Source organism: Trinickia sp. NRRL B-1857 (genome assembly GCF_050470685.1).
Taxonomy (GTDB): Bacteria; Pseudomonadota; Gammaproteobacteria; order Burkholderiales; family Burkholderiaceae; genus Trinickia.
Genome location: NZ_JBFLUK010000011.1, coordinates 1866530 through 1884122 on the forward strand (window position 1 = coordinate 1866530; position 17593 = coordinate 1884122).

The window sequence follows — 17593 nt, forward strand, 5'->3', positions numbered from 1 at the left end:
AAACTCGGGTTTATCCCGATATCGAACGCGCCTACATTTGCTCCTGTCGCGACGCCGATTACCGGCAACGCAATCGATACAACAGGAGTCACATCATGAAGCGCACCCTTGCAGCCGCCCTTTTCGTTTCGCTTTTCGCCAGCACCGCGGCTTTCGCCGACGGCGGCATCGGCCACAACGGCTCGTACCAAGATCAATCTTGGATCGGCACCAGCACGAAGACGCGTGAGCAAGTGCGTGCCGAAATCGTCGCGGCTCGGCGCGACGGCACGCTGCCCTCGATGAACAAGCAAAGCTATCCCGAACTGAGCCTTGCCGGCCAAACCCAAGCGGCTCGCGTAGCGGCAGCCGAAGGTGCGGATACGCGCGTCTCGCTCGCACGGGCCGGCCAATAACCAGGCAATTGCGTAGCGCTCGATATAAGGAGTTCTAAATGTTCGACGTCTCGCCTTCCGTTCTCGATCATTGGGACAGCGACACGCCCGTCTGGACGCCGTTCGTCACGCGGCGGCAACACGCCGCCGCGTACGACGCGCTCAGCGCTGCGGCACGCCGTCTCGCCATTCGCCCCAATGCGTCGCAATCTCTTGCACGAGCGGATTGCCGGCCGCGAACAGGTTCTGAACAGCGGGCGTGTAGCCGCCCTGAGCCGCGTAATTGAGCAAATTGTCGGCGCTCGATTGGCCGGCGTACGGACGGTCGAAATCAGATCCCGTGCGCAGATCCGCCACTCGCGAGAGATCGACCCGATGCGCGTTCGCGGCCCGCGTCAGGGCCTCGAAGGTCGCGTTGTCCTCTTGCTGCGTCGTGCAGTAGGTGCCCTTGCCGTCAGTCAGGATCTTCGTCCAATCGCGGGCGCGCTCGGCGATATCCGTACCCGAGAACCAGGTATCGCCCGCCAGCGTGTCGCACTGAATCACGGCCGGCGGCCGGTTTGCGGGCGCATAGTCGAACTTCGCGCGCGCCGCTTGCGCTTGCGCGCTATCGGTCAGCACGGCATTGCGCGACAGCGCGTAAGCGGCGTCGGCCAGCTTCGCATTGAGTTGGAACACTTCGGTTTTGTAGTCGAGCGGCGGCTTTTGATTCGGGTTCGTCGTGTTGATCCCGAGAAAGCCCGTCTTCCAACCTGCGGGAATTTCGCGCGCATCGAGTTCCCATTGAATGCCGAAGTCGACGAGGTATTTGGACCAGGCCGCCGAGCCGATCGTGCCCTGCCCCGGATCGATGCCGGCGATCCCGGCGATCAGGAAATACGTGTGACGCAGATTGAAGCGCGGGGAGAACGCCAATGCCATTGTCGAGGCCGCGGCGTTCGCGTGGCCCATGCCTGTCGTCATCACGCAAATGTCCTGCTTATTGCAATGGACGTCGGGGTAGTCCGGCGACAAACCCGCAACCGGAATCGACTCCCACGGCCCGAGATGATCTAGCCAGACCTGTCCTTCCGGCGCGAACATCGAAATGATCATGACCTTCACGTGCCGGCCATGCGAGCCGTAGCCGGCGGCAAAATCGGAGTCGTTGTCTTGCGCACTCGAGGCCGTGGCCGCGCAGGCGGTCAGCGCAATGGCGCCGATCGAGACAATAGTGCGAGTAAGCATGGGCGTTCCTTTGGTTTCGTGATTTGTTTAACAGAACCGCTCGCTGACGCGGATACCCTCGGTACCGCGCGCGTCAGTATAGAGGCACGCCCACGCGCCGTCATTCATGCGAAGGCGGCGCCTTTTCTTGCACCTTTCCTTGCTCTTGGTCGCCGACCGCCGCTTGTGTTCGATCGTCGTCGTCCGCCTTCGGCGTCCCATTGCTCGGCGGTACGAGGACGTTGCGCAGCGGATTGGCGATCGCGATATCGCGCTCGCGGAAGCGCTCGGCAATGCGCCGATTGAATTCGCGCTGAATCGGCCAGCGCGCCGTATCGCGGCATTGCATCTGGCCCACGAGCGTGACCATCGAGCCGTCCACTTGATCGACGCCCCAGAAACTGAAGTCGCTGACGATGCCGTCCTTAAACTTCGGATCGTCCCGCAACTCGGCGCCGATTTCGCCGAGCGTCTTCGTCGCCAGCTCGATGTCCTGCCCGTAAGCGATGCTGACTTTGACGGCCGCATTGCCGAGCCCCCGGTTCGAATTCGTCACCGTGGATACCGAACTGAACGGCACCGTGTGGAGCGCCCCGTCGCCGCCGCGCAAACGAACGGTGCGGATCGAGAGATATTCGACGGTGCCCGACACGCCCGCGAGCGTGACCCAATCGCCGACCTGCATCGCGTTTTCCATCAGCAAGAACATGCCCGTGATGAAATCCTGCACGAGCTTTTGCGAGCCGAAACCGAGGGCCACGCCGAAAATGCTGGCACCTGCAAGCAGCGGCCCGATGTTGACGCCGATTTCACTGAGGCCCGTTAGACCGACGACGAGCGCAATGCCCACGAATAGCGCCGTACGCAACATCGGCAGCAGCGTGCGTAGGCGCGCAGCCCGCATGAGGTCGCCCGCATCGGTCCACCGGTGCAGCCGCCGCTCGATCGACACGTTGATCGATTCCCAGACCAAGAGCGCGATGAAACCCGCAACGGCGATCGTTACGCTCGCCGATATCAAACGCCGGCCGATAAAGTTGCCGGTGAATAGACGCCAGACGTGGACGTCCCAGACCCATAACACGAGTACGGCAGCCGCCAGCAGAATCGCCACACCGACAAGGCGCCGCAGCCATGGATAGTAGCGCTGCGCGCGTTGCAGCCCGATCGACGGAGACTCGCCCTCCCGCGTCTTGAAGATGCGCCCCAGCACGCCGAACGTGACGATCATGACCACGCGCGCGCCCACTAAAATCAACAGCGACAATCCGCCATGCTCGAGCAATGCCTGATAGCCGTTGCGCACGTCGAGCGCCCAAATGAACCACAGCGCCATGACGATGAACACGGCGACGGCCGCCCAGATATCGGCCAGCCAATTGGAAAAAAATCGGAGCAGTACCGAGCTCGCGCATTTCGATCGAATCCAAGCCGCGACGGGGCGGCGAATTTGCAGGATCAACGCCGCGAGCATCAAGTGCCCGACGAGCGCCACGGCTTTCGCAATGCCCAAATGCGCTTCCGCCGTGAGCCCGAGCGACACGGGCGTTTCGGCCAGCGCCACGCCGACGCCGAGCACCACGACGAATTGCAGCACCCAGCGTTCGCTGAAAGCGGCCCACGTATCGCCAAGCGGCAACATGCGCAACCTCGGCGCCCCGGCGGCGAACAAGAAAGTGCTCGCAAGCACGACGGCGCGCGCGACGGCATAAATTTCGATGATCGTTTCGACGACGTCGGCCTCCGGCGTTCCCTCGTCCGTGAGCAGCGACATCGCGACGATGGCGACGCCGACGAACGCCGCCAGGGGAATGGCTTCTAGCAACGTCCGCAACAACGCATAGGGCAACCGCTGCAATAACGACCAATGCTTGACTGCGCTCACCGCGTTGCGCTGGTTGCGCGCTGCCCGCACGGCGTGCTCGTCGATGCTCGCGGCCGGAACGTTGGCGTTTAGCGAACGAACCTCGTCGTCCGCCTGCGCGTTCGCATTGTCGCCTCGGCCGTTCGAGCCGCCCTCGTCTTGAACTTCGGCTTCGCCGAACGCCAACGCCGCAACGCGTTTTCGCAACAGCCACGTGAAGAGCCAGCTCGCGAGCCACGCGGGGACGAACGTCGCAACGAGCGTCCACGCCAATTGCTCGAGTTGCGTGCGACCCTGGACGCTCGTGATCTCGTAGCCCCACCAGGCGCGCACCGAGCGCACGTCGAGCAACGCGGCCGTCGAATGCCGCAACGATTTGCCGATGTCACGGATACGACGTACCGCTTCGTGCGAAACCTGGGAGACCAACCCGTTCGATGCGATCGCCGATAGAACGGCGGACGCACCCGTCGCGGACGCGGCGGCCGGGGCACTCGCGGCAGGCGGCGTCGAAAGCGCACCTGCTGCGGCGATCGCCCGCAGCGTGTCCTCCATCTGCGAGCGCGACTTGGGGTCCCCAAGCACTTGCAGCGCGTGCTTCGCTTGCTCGGGCGTCAAGACGACGGTGGAAGGGTTGGAGACGGGCTGCGCCGCCGCGGGTGCAGAGGCGGAAGCGGCATAGGCCGACGAAACGCAAAAGGAAAGGAGCAGCAGGACGACGAAAAAGAATTTACGCATAGGGCCGTGAGGAAGAAATGCCAACGACAGGATGCCCACGCGGCGGGTCACGCACCGCCCGCGCCGTCCTGATCTGACTCCGTTCTCACCGAACGATTTTTTGACAAGCGTGCGTCGCCGATCGCCGCAGGTCAAGCCACGACGATGCGCGGCTCGCCTGCGATCACCTCTCCGATCGCCGCCGCACGCGAGAAACCCTCGGCGCGAAAGCATGCGAGCACATCGTCGAGGATTTCCGGCGCACACGCCACAAGCAAGCCGCCCGAGGTCTGGGGATCGGTCAGCAAGGCGCGTGCCACGTCAGGCAGCGCCTGATCGAGGTCGACCTGCGCACCGTACGAGGCCCAGTTGCGAGCCGACGCGCCCGTCACGATGCCGCGCGCGGCCAACGCCTCCACGCCCGCGAGCCAAGGCAGGTCGCGATAGCGCAGGCGGATGCCGCAACCGGCCGCGCGCGCAACCTCGAGCGCGTGGCCGAGCAAGCCGAAACCCGTTACGTCGGTCAACGCATGGACCTGCGGCATATCGGACAGCGCAATGCCCGGACGGTTCAATCGCGTCGTGGCGTCGATCATTTCGACATATCCCGCGCGATCGAGCACATCCTTTTTGAGCGCAGCCGACAACACGCCGACGCCTAGCGGTTTGCCGAGTACGAGGAGATCCCCTGCGCGCGCCGTCGAATTGCGTTTGACGCGTGCCGGATGGACGACGCCGATTGCGGCAAGTCCGTAAATCGGCTCCACGGAATCGATCGAATGTCCGCCCGCGATCGGAATACCCGCGTCGGCGCATACGCTTTCGCCGCCGCGCAATATCGCGGCGATCGTCTCGTGCGGCAGCACGTTGATCGGCATGCCGACCAGCGCCAGTGCGAGCAGCGGGCGCGCGCCCATCGCATAGATATCCGACAGCGCGTTCGTGGCGGCGATGCGCCCGAAGTCGAACGGATCGTCGACGATCGGCATGAAGAAATCCGTCGTGGCGACGATCGCCTGCTCGTCGTTCAGCCGATAGACGGCCGCGTCGTCGGACGTTTCGCGTCCGACCATGAGATCGGGAAACGCGGCAGCTGGAAACGGCAAGGTCTGCGTCGCGAGCAATTGCGCCAAGACGCCGGGGGCGATCTTACAGCCGCAGCCGCCGCCATGCGAGAGGCTCGTGAGGCGCGGGGCTTGGCCGTTCGCCTCGGGCCGGTCTTTCGTCGGCTCGTTCACCCGCGCTCCAGTACGGTCATTTCGCGCACGAGCACGAGCAGCATCGACAAGCTCGCCCCGCCCGATGCGCGTTGCTCGCCGACCAATTGCGCGAACCGTGCAAGTTGCGGCCCGCGCTCGTCGCGCCAAGCCGCCGCGATCGCCTCGGCGCTCGCGCGCTCCGACGCATGGGCGAGCGCGCTGATCGTCAGCGCGCGCTTGAGTCTGGCCAACTCGGCGAGCGCGGCCGCGCGCGCGAGCATGTCCCAATGCGTATGCGTGGGCAAAGCACTCGCGCGCTCGCCGATGAACCCGTAATCGAGCAGCGTGCCGAGCGCGAAATAAACCCCCGCGACAAGTTCGAGCGGCTTGCCGACGTTCGATGCCACTTCGGCAACGTCGAGGATGGCCACCGATATTTCGCCGCCGGACACGCACCTAGCCAACTCCGCATCGACGCCGGCCAGCTCGAGCGCTTGCCGCCTTTGGTCTAACGCCTCCAGCTCGGCGCTCGGCAACAGCGTCGGCATACGCGGTGCGAGCCGCGCCGCGGCTTCGCGGCAGCGCTCGATCAGCGCGCGGACATTCCCGCTTTCGCGCGCACGCGGCTCGGTTTGCAACTGTCGCAAGAACCAGAGCGCCGCACGTTCCATGAGCCGAGCCACGTCGACGAACATGCGCGCTTGCACATCGTCGGCGACGTGGTTGTCGAGCGCATCGATATTGCCCCAGAGATCGTCGATGTCGAATACGTCGCGCGCCATCATGCAGGCGCGCACGATGTCGCCGGGCTTGGCGTCGGTCTCCTCTTCGAGGCGATGAACGAACGCGCAGCCGACTCGGTTGAGCAGCGCATTGGCCAAATGCGTCGCGAGGATTTCGCGCTTGAGCGGATGCCGCGCCGCCGCATCCGCGAAGCGCGTTTGCAACGGCTTCGGAAAGTACCCGCGCAGCATGTCGGCGACGAGCGGGTCCTCGGGGAGATCGGACTCCAGCAACGCGTCGTAGAGCCACATCTTGCTATAAGCCAGCAGTACCGCGCGTTCGGGCGACGTCAAGCCGGCCTTCGCCGCTTGCCGCTCGGCGATCTCGTCGTCGTTCGGCAAAAACTCGATCGCTCGATTCAGGCGGCCGGCGCGCTCGAGCGAACGCATGAGGCGCACTTCGGACTCGAACCACTCGCCCGCATAGCGCCCCGCGATCGCAAGCGCCTGCGTCTGTTGATAGTTATCGCGCAGGACGAGCGATCCCACCTCCTCCGTCATCTCCGCGAGCAACACGTTGCGTTGCTTCTCGGTCATTTCGCCGTCGGCCACGACGAGCCCGAGCAAGATCTTGATGTTGACTTCGTGGTCGGAACAATCGACTCCCGCCGAATTGTCGATCGCATCGGTATTGATACGGCCGCCGTTTTGCGCGTATTCGATTCGGCCCAATTGGGTGAGCCCCAGATTGCCGCCTTCGGCGACGACTTTCGCGCGCAATTGCGCGCCGTTCACGCGCACGGCGTCATTGGTCCGATCGCCGGCCTGCGCGTGGGTTTCGCGCGTCGCCTTGACGTAAGTGCCGATGCCGCCGTTGTAGAGCAGATCCACGGGCGCGAGCAGGATCGCGCGAATCAGCTCGCTCGGGGCCAACGCCGTCGCGGTAATGCCAAGTACCGCCTGCATGGCCGGCGAAACCGGTATCGCTTTCGCGGTGCGCGGGAACACGCCGCCGCCTGCCGAGATCTTCGTGTGATCGTAATCGGCCCAGCTCGAACGTTCTAGGCCGAACATGCGCTCGCGTTCGAGGAAGCTCGCTTCGGGATCGGGGTCGGGGTCGAGGAAGATGTGGCGATGATCGAACGCGGCGAGGAGGCGGATATGACGCGAGAGCAGCATGCCGTTGCCGAAGACGTCCCCCGACATATCGCCGATACCGACGACAGTGAAATCGGTCGTCTGCGTATCCACGCCCATCTGGCGGAAATGACGCTTGACGGATTCCCAAGCACCGCGCGCCGTGATGCCCATCTTTTTATGGTCGTAACCGACCGAGCCTCCCGAGGCGAACGCATCGTCGAGCCAAAAGCCGTACTCGCGCGCGATCGCATTCGCGTAATCGGAAAACGTGGCCGTGCCCTTATCGGCCGCGACGACGAGATAGGGGTCGTCGCCGTCGTGGCGCACGACGTCGGGCGGTCCCACGATCGCATCGGCTTGCCGGTTGTCGGTCACGTCGAGCAAGCCGCGCAAGAACGTCTGATAGCACGCGATGCCCTCGCGCATCATCGCTTCGCGATCGCCGCCGGCAGGCGGATTCTTGACGACGAAGCCGCCTTTCGAGCCGACCGGAACGATCACCGTATTCTTGACCATCTGCGCCTTCATGAGGCCCAGCACTTCCGTGCGGAAATCCTCGCGTCGATCCGACCAGCGCAAGCCGCCGCGCGCGACGCGCCCGCCGCGCAAATGCACGCCCTCCACACGCGGCGAATAGACCCAGATCTCGAACATCGGCTTCGGCTCGGGCAAGCCGGGCACGCGAGAGGGATCGAGTTTGAACGAGATATAAGGCAGCGGCTCGCCCTTGGCATCGCGCCGGAAGTAGTTCGTGCGGATCGTCGCGTTGATGACGCCGAGGAATTGCCGCAAGATCCGGTCTTCGTCGAGATTCGGCACTTGATCGAGTGCGGTCTCGATGCCCTTTAGCAACACCTCGGTCCGGCTCACGCGCGCGGCCCCGAGCGCGGGATCGAAGCGCGCGAGAAACAAATCGACGAGCCCCTTCGCCAGCGCCGGATTGCCCGTCACCGCGCGTTCGATATAAGCGTCGCTGAAGGTCGAACCCACTTGCCGCAAATACTTCGCATAGGCGCGCAGAATCGACACTTCGCGCGCGGCGAGTTGAGCGCGCAGCACCAGCCGATTGAAATCGTCGTTTTCGACTTCGCCGGACCAGACACGGGCGAACGCCTGCTCGAACAACGCCTTCACGCGCTCGATGTCGAATTCGACGTCGTCCGTCAACTCCAATCCGAAGTCGTGCACCCACGCCGGTATTGAACCGGCGGGCTCGATCAGATAGGGGCGCTCTTCATCGACGCGCACACCCAGGTGCTCGAGCATCGGCAAACTGCGCGAGAGCGCGATCGATTGTCCGGCGCGATAGACCTTGAAGCGAAACGCACGGGGCGCCGCCTCGATCGGACGGTACAGATTCATCGATAGCGTCTCGTTGCGATGGGCCGCTTCGACGAGTTCGATATCGCGCACGGCCGTGCGCGCGGCATAGTCTTCCCGATAACCGGCCGGAAACGAATCGCCGTAACGCTGCAACAAGCGATTGCCCTGCTCCTCGCCGAAGCGTTCGAGCAGCGCGTCGGCGAGATCGTCTTGCCAACGGCGCGTCGCTTGCACGAGCCGCGCCTCGAGCTCTTGCGTATCGACTTCGGGCAACACCCCCGTATTCGTGCGCACGACGATATGAATGCGCGCGAGCGGCGACTCCGAAAGCAACGGCGTGAACTCGACGCTCGTACCATTGAACGCATCGGCCAAGAGCTTGGCGATCCGTTGACGCAAATCGGTGTTGTATTTCTCGCGCGCAACGAAGATCAAACACGAGACGAAGCGCTCGAAGCGGTCGCGCCGCACGAACATGCGGGTTCGCTGATGCTCTTGCAGCCGCAAAATGCCGAGGCCGATGTCGTAAAGCTCGTCTTCGTTCGCCTGAAACAGCTCGTCGCGCGGATATTGCTCGAGAACCGTGACAAGCGATTTATGCAGATGCCCCTTCGCGAGAAAACCCGCGCGCCGCATGAGGTTCGCGCATTTTCTGCGGACGATCGGAATATCGCTGATCGAACCGGTATAAGCCGTGGACGTATATAAGCCCAGCATGCGGCGCTCGCCGATGAGCTTTCCGTCGGGACCGAATAGCTTCACGCCGATGTAGTCGAGATAGCCGGGCCGGTGCACCGTCGAGCGCGAATTGGCCTTGGTCAGAAAAATCGGCGAAGCTTCGTCGACGATCGCGGCCGCCGCGTGGGGCAGCGGTGTCAGATCGGGCGCCTCGGCTCGGCGCAAGCTCTCGCGCAAAATCCCGGCGCCGGTGCCTTCCACGCCGCGTAGGGCGAAGCCTCCTTCATGCGGCACGAGCGCGTAATCGCGCAGGCCTAAGAACGTGAAGTGGTCCGCCACCATCCATTCGAGAAATGCGCGCGCCTCGAAGGCGTCGTCGCCCGTTTCGCGTGCGGCCAGGCCCTTGATCGTTTCCTTGGCGACCGCTTGCATCTTCGGCCAATCCTCGACGGCGGCCCGCACGTCGCCGAGCACGCGTGCAATGTTGGCCCGTAGCTCGGCCAGTTTCGACGCCTCGCCGCAGCGATCGATCTCGAAGTGGATGAACGATTCCAGATGCGAACGATTCGCCGCGTCTTCCTCGCCGTTCGCGGCCCCGCCCGGTTCGATACGCGCAATGGCGCCTTGTGCGTCGCGCCATACGCGATAGACGGGATGGATGGCGGAATGCAGCGTCAAGCCGCAGCGATTCACTTCCATCGTCACGGAATCGACGAGGAACGGCATATCGTCGTTGACGATCTCGATGACGGTGTGATCGGAATGCCAGCCGTGCTCGTCGAGCACGGGGTTGTAGACACGCAGGGCGGCCATGCCGGAGGCGAATCGCTGAGCGGTTTGCCAGTGGGCCATCGCCGCGCCGTACAGATCGGCGATGCTACGGCTTTTCAAGTCTTGAGCATCGACAAGCTCGTAATAAAACGTCAGAAACGATTCGATCGGTGCAAAGGCCGGCTCGGACCATCGTCCTCGCGCGTATTCAACAACGTCTGTCAGCAAATGAGCGACGGCTTCTTCGTTTTTCGACGGCATGGTGCCTCCGGGGGCGATGCTCGGCGTTCGTGATGGGCTCGGCCATTTGGGAGCGATTATGCGCTGGCGGACGGGAGGGCGACAGTCCAGGCATTCCCCACCCACGCCGCGATCGTATCCGCCAGCCAGGCGCTGTCGTCGTGAGGCAGGTCGTGCCCGGCCCAAGGATGCTCGATCAGCGTCGCGCCCCATATGGCTGCCAACTTCGCGGAGCAAGCAGGATGCACGAGCGCGTCGTTACGCGAAGAAAGCACGAGCGTAGGACAGCACGGCGCCGATCGGCCGCCGTGAAAACGCGCCGCCGCCAGCACCTGCCGGAAGGCATTGCGCCGGCTCGGCGGCGCACTCTCATAGATCGCGGTCCACGCGGCCAGATCCGCTTCGCGCTCGTCGATACGGCGGCACGTCAACGTGTGAATCGCCGATTCGGCGCGCCGCCTCGTGCGCGCGTGCCAACACCACGCGGCGCGCGCGAGCTGCGGCCAAGCGCTCGGCCGTAGCCGCTCGAACGGTTCGTTGTAACCGCGCAGGCTCGTATTGATCAGCACGAGGCGCTCGAGTTCCAGCGGAAAGCGCTGAGACCAATCCACCGCCACCATCGCACCGAGCGAAAGTGCGACGACGCGATACGGCGGCGCCCGCCCGCTCGCCGCGAGTTGCGCGCGCACGAAGTCCGTGGTCGCCGCGATGCTCGTCGGGGCGTGCTCATGCGCGTACTCGCCGCTGCCCGGCAGGTCGACGCATACGATCTCCTCGATGAGACCCCGTGCGCGCAGCCGGTCGGGCAGTCGAGCCCAGTGCCGCCGTTCGCGCGCCAGTCCCCGTAGCAAGATCCAGGCACTCATGCCCGGGGCCTCCGATACCAATACTCCACCGCGCGCGTCATCAACAGGTCGCGGCTCGTGCCGCACGGCAGCCAGCGCTGCGACGCATAAGCGGCGCGCGCGAGAAAATCGAGGAAGTTCGTATGACGGCGCAGCACACGCTCGATCCGATGGGCCTTGATCGGGTGATACATGCCCTCGCGCCGAAAGATCTGTAGGGGATTTTTCTTGATCCAAAGCCACGAGCCGAGTTCGAGCGTCAACGGCAGAAAAATCGACGGGGTACGCCGCCGGTCATACGCGTAGTCCCAGAGATCGCCGTGCGCCAGGTATTGCATGCTTTGCGGCTCGAACTGGTAACCGTGGTGCGGATGCGCTTGCTCGAACATCGCCTTGAGCATGAACATCTCGGGCAAATGCACGATATGCCGTGTCGATTTCGCGTAAGGGAACCAGATGCTGTCGCGAAAGCCATAGCCCGAATGGCAATCGAGCGCGAAACTGAGCGGGCGCGATAGCAGCTCTTCCTCGACCACGCGCAACATCGTCGCCGCTTCGAGCTCCATCGGCGCCCCGCTGGCGCCGCGATACCACGGCAGCCACGCGCCGATCCGCTGGCCGCCGGCTAAAAACGGCACGCGGCCTTCGGCGTTTTGCGGAGCATTGCGCATGAGATCGACGCCGTTCGGATTGGAGCGCGTCATCGCCCACATGCCGCCGGGATTGACGATCGGCATGAATACTAGGCGAACCGAACGCAGTTCGTCCTGCAAGAGTTCGTCCCATTCGAGGCGCGCAACGAGACACCGCATGTAATCGAGCAGCAACTGGGTGCCGATCCGCTCCAATCCGTGGATGCCGGCAAAGAACCCGATCGCGGGCGCTTGCGGATCCGGCGAGCCGAGCGAGGCGACGTAGATCGGAAAGTCGCGTCCGTGCGCGTTCACCTGGGACACCACGCGCACGGCCAAGCCTCGGCCGCCCGCGTCCAGAATCGCTTTGAGCTCTTCGTATTCGGGGAACGTGGTCTCGGGCAACGAGGGAAGAGAGACGGTCATCGCTTGCAACCCGAGCGTCGATCGAATGAGGAGTACCGTCGTAACCGACGATTTCCTCAATATAGGCCGTTTTGCCGCTCCTAGATGCGCGCAAGCACGTTTTTCTCGGCGGACTTTCCACCGTTCCGACTCAAAGCGGTTCCATTGTCTTCGCACAAATGGCTCTGAAGCTAAGAGCCAAAGCTGGCTATAGTCGCCCTACCGTGTCGGCGGAGACGAGCGCCGACAAAGCCCCCAATCGATCCGGCGAGACTAGGAGAACAGCGTGAAGAATTCCGATCTGCAAGCCCGAAAAAATGCCGCCACCCCGCGTGGCGTTGGCGTCATGTGCGACTTTTACGCAGCGCGCGCCCAAAACGCCGAGCTGTGGGACATCGAGGGCCGCCGCTTCATCGACTTCGCCGCCGGCATCGCCGTCGTCAACACGGGCCACCGCCATCCGCGCGTCGTAGCCGCGATTCAGGAGCAACTGGAGCGCTTCACGCATACGGCCTATCAAGTCGTGCCGTACGCATCGTACGTCGAGCTCGCCGAGAAGATCAACGCCCGCGCGCCGGGCGCACATCCGAAGAAAACGGCGTTTTTCACGACGGGCGCCGAAGCCGTCGAAAACGCCGTCAAGATCGCGCGGGCCGCGACGGGCCGCCCGGGCGTCATCGCGTTCGCGGGCGGCTTTCACGGCCGCACGCTGATGGGCATGGCGCTCACCGGAAAGGTCGCGCCCTACAAGATCGGCTTTGGGCCCTTTCCGTCCGACGTATACCACGCCCCGTTTCCGAACCACGTGCACGGCATCACGACCGAGGATGCGCTGGCGGCCGTCGAAACGCTTTTGAAAGCCGATATCGAGCCGGCCCGCGTAGCGGCCATGATCTTCGAACCCGTACAAGGCGAGGGAGGCTTTAACGTCGCGCCGCCCGAATTCGTGCGCGGTTTGCGCCGCATTTGCGACCAACACGGCATCGTATTGATCGCCGACGAAGTCCAAACCGGCTTCGCACGCACCGGTAAGCTCTTTGCCATGGAGCACTACGACGTCGCGGCCGATCTGATCACGATGGCCAAGAGCCTCGCGGGCGGTATGCCGCTGTCCGGCGTCGTCGGCCGGGCCGATCTGATGGACGCGGCCGCACCGGGCGGGCTCGGCGGCACCTACGCCGGCAATCCGCTCGCGCTGGCCTCGGCGCACGCGGTGCTCGACGTGATCGACGAGGAACGCCTATGCGAGCGCGGCACGCAACTCGGCGACAAACTGAAGGCCCGTCTCGAAGCGCTACGCGCGGACATCCCGCAATTGGCAGACGTACGGGGCCCGGGCGCGATGATTGCGGCCGAATTTCTGGAGCCCGGCTCGCGCACGCCGGATGCGGCGTTCGTCAAGCGCGTGCAAGCGCGCGCGCTCGAACACGGCCTGCTACTACTCGTGTGCGGCACCTACGGCAACGTCATTCGCTTCCTGTTTCCTCTCACCATCGAGACGGCCGTCTTCGACGAAGCGCTCGATCTGCTCGAACTGGCGTTGAAAGAAAGCATCGGCGCAATGGCGTAGGCTGAATTTTTTACTCACTCGGTTCACGCCGTTGGAGTTGACATGCAGAACCTCGAAACGATCGATCTGAAGGACCCGTCGCTGCTCGTCACGCAGGCGTTCATCGCCGGCAAATGGGAAGGCGCAGAGAACGGCGCCGCCTTCGAAGTGCGCAATCCGGCCACGGGCCGCGTGCTTGCGCAAGTGCCGCAAATGGGTGCGAGCGAGACGCGCCGTGCCATCGAGGCGGCGAACGCCGCTTGGGGCGCATGGCGCGCGCAGCCGGCGAAGGCACGCGCGGCGGTGCTGCGCAACTGGTACGAACTCATGATCGCAAACGCGGACGATCTCGCGGCCATCATGACGGCCGAGCAAGGCAAGCCGCTCGCCGAGGCGAAGGGCGAAATCCAATATGCGGCCTCGTTCCTCGAGTGGTTCGGCGAGGAAGCGAAGCGCGTGTACGGCGATACGATCCCGAGCCCGACGACCGATAAACGGATCGTCGTCGTGAAGGAGCCCGTGGGCGTCTGCGCCGCCATCACGCCGTGGAATTTCCCGGCCGCGATGATCACGCGCAAGGTCGGTCCGGCATTGGCGGCGGGCTGCCCGATCGTCGTGAAGCCGGCCGAGGCGACGCCGCTATCGGCGCTCGCGCTCGCGGTGCTGGCCGAACGCGCGGGCGTACCGGCCGGTATCCTCAGCGTTGTGACGGGCGATCCGAAGGCGATCGGCGCGGAGATGACGAGCAATGCCCTCGTGCGCAAGCTCTCGTTCACGGGTTCGACGGGCGTCGGTCGCCTGTTGATGTCGCAGTGCGCCTCGACCGTCAAAAAACTTTCGCTCGAACTCGGCGGCAACGCCCCGTTCATCGTGTTCGACGACGCCGATCTCGATGCGGCCGTGATCGGCGCGATCGCCTCGAAATACCGCAACAGCGGGCAAACCTGCGTCTGTGCGAACCGCTTTTACGTACACGAAAAGGTCTACGACGCGTTCGCCGCGAAGCTACAAGCCGCCGTGGAGCAGCAATTGAAAGTCGGCCGCGGCACCGAGCCCGGCGTGACGCAAGGCCCGCTGATCAACGAAGCCGCATTACTCAAGGTCGAAACGCACATCGCCGATGCCGTTTCGAAAGGCGCGCGGGTCAGCACCGGCGGCAAGCGCCATGCGCTCGGCCACAACTTTTTCGAACCGACCATTCTGACCGGCGTCAACTCGGACATGAAGATCGCGAAGGAAGAGACGTTCGGCCCCGTCGCGCCGCTCTTCAAGTTCGCAAGCGACGAGGAAGTCGTGCGCTTGGCCAACGATACCGAGTTCGGCCTGGCCGCGTACTTCTACAGCCGCGACATCGGCCGCGTCTGGCGCGTGGCCGAAGCGCTCGAGTACGGTATGGTCGGCATCAACACCGGCATCATCTCCAACGAAGTCGCACCGTTCGGCGGCGTCAAGCAGTCGGGCCTCGGACGGGAAGGATCGCACTACGGAATCGACGAATACGTCGTGGTCAAGTATTTGTGCATGGGCGTTTAAGTCTAATCGCGATTTAACACGTTGATTTATTTCAAAATACGCAATAAAAGAAGCCTTCGCACCGCGTTCGATTAACCGTTGTGCGAAGGCGCTCCTATGTTGCGTCTTCGACTCAATACGCGCCGCGCGTTTTGCGAGATGTTGCATTGGCTCGCCATCCGGTGTTTTACTAGCAGCGCCGTTATTTTGGCGCGGTATGCTGTGCGCCGCGCTGCCGGCCTACGGCAGCCTGGGACAACCACCGGCCGCCTGCGATGCGCCGCAGCGGCGCCTCGATGTGACAAGCTGCCGCATCGAGGTCGATCGAACCACTCGAGGAGTCAACGTGAAAAAATTGTTAGCCGCCGTGACCATCGCTACGCTCGCCGCATCGGCCGGTGTGGCGCAAGCGAAAGACTGGAAGCAAATTCGTATCGGTGTCGACGCGAGCTACGCCCCCTTCGAATCGAAAGCCTCGGACGGCAAGCTCGTCGGCTTCGACATCGACCTCGGCAATGAGATCTGCAAACGCCTGCATGCCAAATGCGTTTGGGTCGAAAACGACTTCGACGGCATGATCCCCGGTTTGAAGGCCAAGAAGTTCGACGGCGTCCTGTCGTCGATGACGATCACGCCTGATCGCGAAAAGCAAATCGCTTTCTCGAAGCCGCTGTTCGATACGCCGACGGCGCTCGTCGCGAAGAAGGGCTCGGGCCTGCTGCCGACGGCCGATTCGCTCAAGGGCAAGTCGGTGGGCGTCGAGCAAGGCACGATTCAGGAAACCTACGCGAAGCAAAACTGGGAACCGAAGGGCGTGAAGGTCGTTCCCTATCAGAACCAAGACCAGGTCTACCAAGACTTGATCTCGGGCCGTCTCGACGCAGCCTTGCAAGACCAAGTGCAAGCCGACCTCGGCTTCCTGAAGCAACCGCGTGGCGCTCAGTTCCAGAAAGTCGGCGAGTCGATTCCGAGCGGCGCCGCGGCAATGGGGCTGCGCAAGGAAGACACGGACCTGAAGGCGGACGTGGACAAGGCCATCGACGGCATGATGAAGGACGGTACGTACAAGACGCTCGAGAAGAAGTACTTCGACTTCGACGTCGCTCCGAAGAGCTGATCGCCGGCTGGGCGCCAGGCGCCCCGTGTTCGATCCAAAGGCTCCGGGTCAAACCGGAGCCTTTTTTATATTCGGCGTCGCCTACCGCATGGAACGTTGCGCCGCCCCGACGTACAATCGAACACCCTTCCCCTTGCGCGGCGTGCGGCAACGACGCTGAAAATCGCTATGCAAAAGAAGATTCATCCGCTGATTTCCCCTTCCCTCGGTACCGAGCGCGCATTGACGAGCTTTCACTACGGGCCCGAAGGCGGACGCAAGGTGTACGTCCAATCGTCGCTGCATGCCGACGAGCTGCCGGGCATGCTCGTCGCCTGGGAATTGCGCCGCAAGCTCGCGGCGCTGGAAGCGGCCGGCATGCTGCGCGCCGAGATCGTCGTCGTCCCGGTCCCGAACCCGATCGGGCTCAGCCAGCACGTGCTCGGACAAATGATCGGCCGCTTCGAGGCGAACACGGCCACGAACTTCAATCGCAATTTCTACGACCTGGCCGCCCTCGTCGTGCCGCGCATCGAAGCGCGCCTGACAGGCGATGCCGAGGCGAATCTACGCGCGGTGAGACAGTCGATGGGGGCAGCGCTCGATGCGCAAACGCCTCGCACGGAATTGGAATCGCAGCGCCTCGCGTTGCAGCGCTTGTCGTATGACGCCGATATCGTGCTCGATCTGCACTGCGACTTCGAAGGTGCGATGCACCTCTACACGAACCCCGAGTTGTGGGCGGACGTCGAACCGCTCGCGCGCTATCTCGACGCCAAAGCCTCGCTGTTGGCGCTGAACTCGATCGGCAATCCATTCGATGAGATCCATAGCTTTTGCTGGTCGGAATTGCGCGCGCGCTTCGGCGAGCGCTTCCCCATTCCGAACGGTTCGATCTCGGTGACGGTCGAATTGCGCGGCCAGGCCGACGTGTCCTACACGCATGCCGAGCACGACTCGCAAGCCATCGTCGAGTTCTTGACGCACCGCGGGCTCATCGACGGTACGCCGGCGCATATGCCGCCGCTCGCGTTTCCCGCCACGCCGCTCGCCGGCACGGAACCGCTTCATGCGCCGATCTCCGGCGTGCTCGTGTTTCGCACGCCGGCCGGCATTTGGATCGAGAAGGGGCAAGAGGTGGCCGATATCGTCGACCCGGTGAGCGACCGGGTCGAAACGGTGAGAGCCGGCACGTCGGGCGTCTTGTACGCACGTCACCGCACCCGCTTCGCTACGGCGGGCATGGAGGTGGCGCGCATTGCCGGCGCGACGCCTTATCGCACCGGCTCTTTGCTCTCGGCCTAAGCGATCGCGAAGCCC

At 63.7% G+C, this 17593-nt stretch carries 11 protein-coding genes; 5 read left to right on the plus strand and 6 right to left on the minus strand.

What is annotated here, in order from left to right; translation table 11 throughout:
- The first annotated feature begins 95 nt into the window (after positions 1–95).
- Positions 96–395 carry a DUF4148 domain-containing protein gene (locus AB1286_RS28650; RefSeq protein WP_430366575.1) on the plus strand — a complete coding sequence of 100 codons (300 nt, stop codon included), beginning with the start codon at positions 96–98 and terminating at the stop codon, positions 393–395.
- A gap of 141 nt (positions 396–536) precedes the next feature.
- On the opposite strand, the gene AB1286_RS28655 is transcribed toward AB1286_RS28650, so the two are convergent.
- The 6 genes from AB1286_RS28655 to AB1286_RS28680 form a co-directional block, all read right to left on the minus strand.
- The gene (locus AB1286_RS28655) at positions 537–1601 is read right to left on the minus strand and encodes a purine-nucleoside phosphorylase (RefSeq protein WP_430366576.1); all 1065 of its coding nucleotides are present in this window, start codon (positions 1599–1601) and stop codon (positions 537–539) included.
- Positions 1602–1701: 100 nt separating this feature from the next.
- Positions 1702–4182 carry a mechanosensitive ion channel family protein gene (locus AB1286_RS28660; protein WP_430366577.1) on the minus strand — a complete coding sequence of 827 codons (2481 nt, stop codon included), beginning with the start codon at positions 4180–4182 and terminating at the stop codon, positions 1702–1704.
- A gap of 131 nt (positions 4183–4313) precedes the next feature.
- A complete protein-coding gene (gene selD, locus AB1286_RS28665) occupies positions 4314–5399 on the minus strand; it encodes a selenide, water dikinase SelD (RefSeq protein WP_430366578.1) in 1086 nt (361 codons plus the stop codon).
- The gene (locus AB1286_RS28670; RefSeq protein ID WP_430366579.1) at positions 5396–10255 is read right to left on the minus strand and encodes an NAD-glutamate dehydrogenase; all 4860 of its coding nucleotides are present in this window, start codon (positions 10253–10255) and stop codon (positions 5396–5398) included. Before AB1286_RS28670 ends, selD begins: the two co-directional genes overlap by 4 nt.
- Positions 10256–10311: 56 nt before the next feature.
- Positions 10312–11100, minus strand: a complete 789-nt coding sequence (locus AB1286_RS28675; protein WP_430366580.1) for an alpha/beta fold hydrolase — start codon at positions 11098–11100, stop codon at positions 10312–10314.
- Positions 11097–12137: a M14 family zinc carboxypeptidase gene (locus AB1286_RS28680; RefSeq protein ID WP_430366581.1), complete on the minus strand. Its 1041-nt coding sequence runs from the start codon at positions 12135–12137 to the stop codon at positions 11097–11099. The genes AB1286_RS28675 and AB1286_RS28680 overlap by 4 nt, the downstream gene beginning before the upstream one ends.
- Positions 12138–12402: 265 nt before the next feature.
- Between AB1286_RS28680 and gabT the strand changes: the two genes are divergently transcribed.
- The 4 genes from gabT (at position 12403) to AB1286_RS28700 (ending at position 17578) form a co-directional block, all read left to right on the plus strand.
- Entirely contained in the window at positions 12403–13686 is a 1284-nt protein-coding gene (gene gabT, locus AB1286_RS28685; protein ID WP_430366582.1) for a 4-aminobutyrate--2-oxoglutarate transaminase, read from the plus strand.
- 42 nt (positions 13687–13728) lie between these two features.
- Positions 13729–15198 carry an NAD-dependent succinate-semialdehyde dehydrogenase gene (locus AB1286_RS28690; RefSeq protein WP_430366583.1) on the plus strand — a complete coding sequence of 490 codons (1470 nt, stop codon included), beginning with the start codon at positions 13729–13731 and terminating at the stop codon, positions 15196–15198.
- A 325-nt stretch (positions 15199–15523) separates the two neighbouring features.
- Complete coding sequence (locus AB1286_RS28695) at positions 15524–16294, plus strand: ABC transporter substrate-binding protein (protein ID WP_430366584.1); 771 nt, start codon at positions 15524–15526, stop codon at positions 16292–16294.
- Positions 16295–16462: 168 nt separating this feature from the next.
- The gene (locus AB1286_RS28700; RefSeq protein WP_430366585.1) at positions 16463–17578 is read left to right on the plus strand and encodes a succinylglutamate desuccinylase/aspartoacylase family protein; all 1116 of its coding nucleotides are present in this window, start codon (positions 16463–16465) and stop codon (positions 17576–17578) included.
- Positions 17579–17593: the final 15 nt, after the last annotated feature.

Bases quoted from the DNA above. Each gene is read 5' to 3' on its own strand.
- AB1286_RS28700 (WP_430366585.1), top strand. From the start codon at position 16,463: ATGCAAAAGAAGATTCATCCGCTGATTTCCCCTTCCCTCGGTACCGAG.
- AB1286_RS28655 (WP_430366576.1), bottom strand. From the start codon at position 1,601: ATGCTTACTCGCACTATTGTCTCGATCGGCGCCATTGCGCTGACCGCC.
- AB1286_RS28690 (WP_430366583.1), top strand. From the start codon at position 13,729: ATGCAGAACCTCGAAACGATCGATCTGAAGGACCCGTCGCTGCTCGTC.
- AB1286_RS28650 (WP_430366575.1), top strand. From the start codon at position 96: ATGAAGCGCACCCTTGCAGCCGCCCTTTTCGTTTCGCTTTTCGCCAGC.
- AB1286_RS28675 (WP_430366580.1), bottom strand. From the start codon at position 11,100: ATGAGTGCCTGGATCTTGCTACGGGGACTGGCGCGCGAACGGCGGCAC.
- AB1286_RS28670 (WP_430366579.1), bottom strand. From the start codon at position 10,255: ATGCCGTCGAAAAACGAAGAAGCCGTCGCTCATTTGCTGACAGACGTT.
- AB1286_RS28660 (WP_430366577.1), bottom strand. From the start codon at position 4,182: ATGCGTAAATTCTTTTTCGTCGTCCTGCTGCTCCTTTCCTTTTGCGTT.
- AB1286_RS28680 (WP_430366581.1), bottom strand. From the start codon at position 12,137: ATGACCGTCTCTCTTCCCTCGTTGCCCGAGACCACGTTCCCCGAATAC.